General features: G+C 63.6%; 1 protein-coding gene. It reads right to left on the minus strand.

The genetic code is table 11. From position 1 onward, the window contains the following. Positions 1-2,086, minus strand: a 2,086-nt coding sequence (locus ACIA48_RS30235) for an amino acid adenylation domain-containing protein (RefSeq protein WP_396740001.1), incomplete at both ends; no start/stop codon positions are given.

Here is a 2,086-nt window from a genome sequence, read left to right on the forward strand (position 1 = left end):
GGGGTCATCATTTCGTCGTGTCCGCAGTCGACCGGATGCACGGTGATGTTGCCGGTGACGTAAGGCTTCCAGTTTTGCGGATCGCTGTCGGCGTCGTCGTCGTTTCGGGTGGCGTTGAAGATGATCATGTCGCCATCGAACACGTCGGGGACATGGTCTCGCAGCAGCGACTCGTTGATGTTGTGGTTGTGCACCGCGAAGTCGAAGAGCTGCCGCGGTGGCAGCACGAACTCCGCGGCATGCCCTTGCTGGCGGATCAACTCCTGGACGCGCTCATAGGTCAGCGGCTCGGATCGGTCGGGAATGGTTATCCCGCTAGTACGCAAGAACAGATCCAGCAGGCGATGCTCACCAGGGTCGTCCTCCACAGCGTGCTGTGAACCGGCGGTCCGCAGCACCGGGTCCAGCAGGACCAGACGCTGCACCACATGTCCGCGGCGGCGCAGTTCGATGGCCAGCTCGTGGGCGACCGGCCCACCAAACGACCAACCCAGCAGACTAAAAGGACCCTGCGGGTGAACCGCTTGGAGTCGGTCAGCATAGGTTTCGGCCATGTCGCGAATCGAAACCGGTTCGGCTTCACCCTCATTCGGCATCTGGTTGATCCCGATGATCGGACAATCCAGATAATCGCCCAGACCCCGGTACGCGTAACTCTGCCCGTTGCCTTCATGAACACAACACAGCGGAACACCGCTGCCCTGCTGGAAGATCTCGACCGGCACCAGTTCCAACCCGGCGTCGTCTCGGCTCAACTGTTCGCTAAGACCACGCACCGACGGCGCCACCAGCAAGGTGCGCACCGCCACATGCACGTCCAACGATTTGTTGATCGCCGCGACCAAACGCATCGCCAACAACGAATCCCCACCGAGTGCGAAAAACGAATCCTCGACCCCGACCCGCTCCAACCCCAACACCTGGGCGTAGATACCGGCCAAGATCTCCTCGGTCAGCGTCGCCGGGGCGCGATACCCCTCCCCATCGGAGTATTCCGGTGCCGGCAACCCGCGAACGTCGAGCTTGCCGTTGACCGTCAACGGCAACGCGTCGAGCACTATCACCGCGGTGGGCACCATATGAGCCGGTAACCGCTGCCCCAGCTGCGCGCGGATATCGGCCGGATCCGCCGTGCCGGTAGCCGATTCGGTGATGTAGCCGACCAGACGCTTATCACCGGGGCGGTCCTCCCGCGCGATCACCACCGCCTGCTGAACTCCCTCGAGGGCGTTCAACGCCGCCGCCACCTCACCCAACTCAATGCGGTATCCGCGGATCTTGACCTGCTCATCAGCACGACCCACATACCGCAGTTGCCCATCGGCACCCCAGGCCACCAAATCCCCGGTCCGATACATACGTTGACCCGGCGCCCCATCCGGGCACGCCACAAACCGCGACGCGGTCAACGACGCCCGTCCCACATACCCCTGGGCCACCCCCGCCCCGGCCACATACAACTCGCCCACCACCCCCATGGGCACCGGACGCAACCAACCATCGAGCACAAAGAAACCCAAGTGCGCCAACGGCACCCCGATCGGAGACACCGGGCTGTCGATATCAGCGGCGGTGATCTCGCGCAGCGAGGCATGCACCGTGGTCTCGGTAATGCCATACATATTCAGCAACCGCGGCGACCCCGGATGACGACCGAGCCAGCCCCCAAGACGTTGCGGTTCCAACGCCTCCCCGCCAAAGACCACCGTCTCCAACTTGAGCTGATCACCCAATTCCGGAGCCAACGCATCAGCAGCCTGTAGCGCATAGAACGCCGACGGCGTCTGACTCAGCACACCGACCTGCTCGGCCACCAACACCGCATGCAACTCCTCCGGAGAGCGCACCACCGCATCCGGCACCATCACCACCCGGCCCCCGGAAAGCAGCGCACCGAAGATCTCCCACACCGAGAAATCGAACGCCAACGAATGACACTGCGACCACACCTGACCCGAAGACACCTCGGCCTGCAACGTGTCCAGCAGCCGCGCCACATTGCGGTGCGCCACCGCCACCCCCTTCGGGGTCCCGGTCGTACCGCTCGTGTAAATCAGATAGGCGATGTCGTCCGCCGACAGCGCCG

The sequence above is a fragment of the Mycobacterium sp. NPDC051804 genome (assembly GCF_044452905.1).
Taxonomy (GTDB): Bacteria; Actinomycetota; Actinomycetes; order Mycobacteriales; family Mycobacteriaceae; genus Mycobacterium.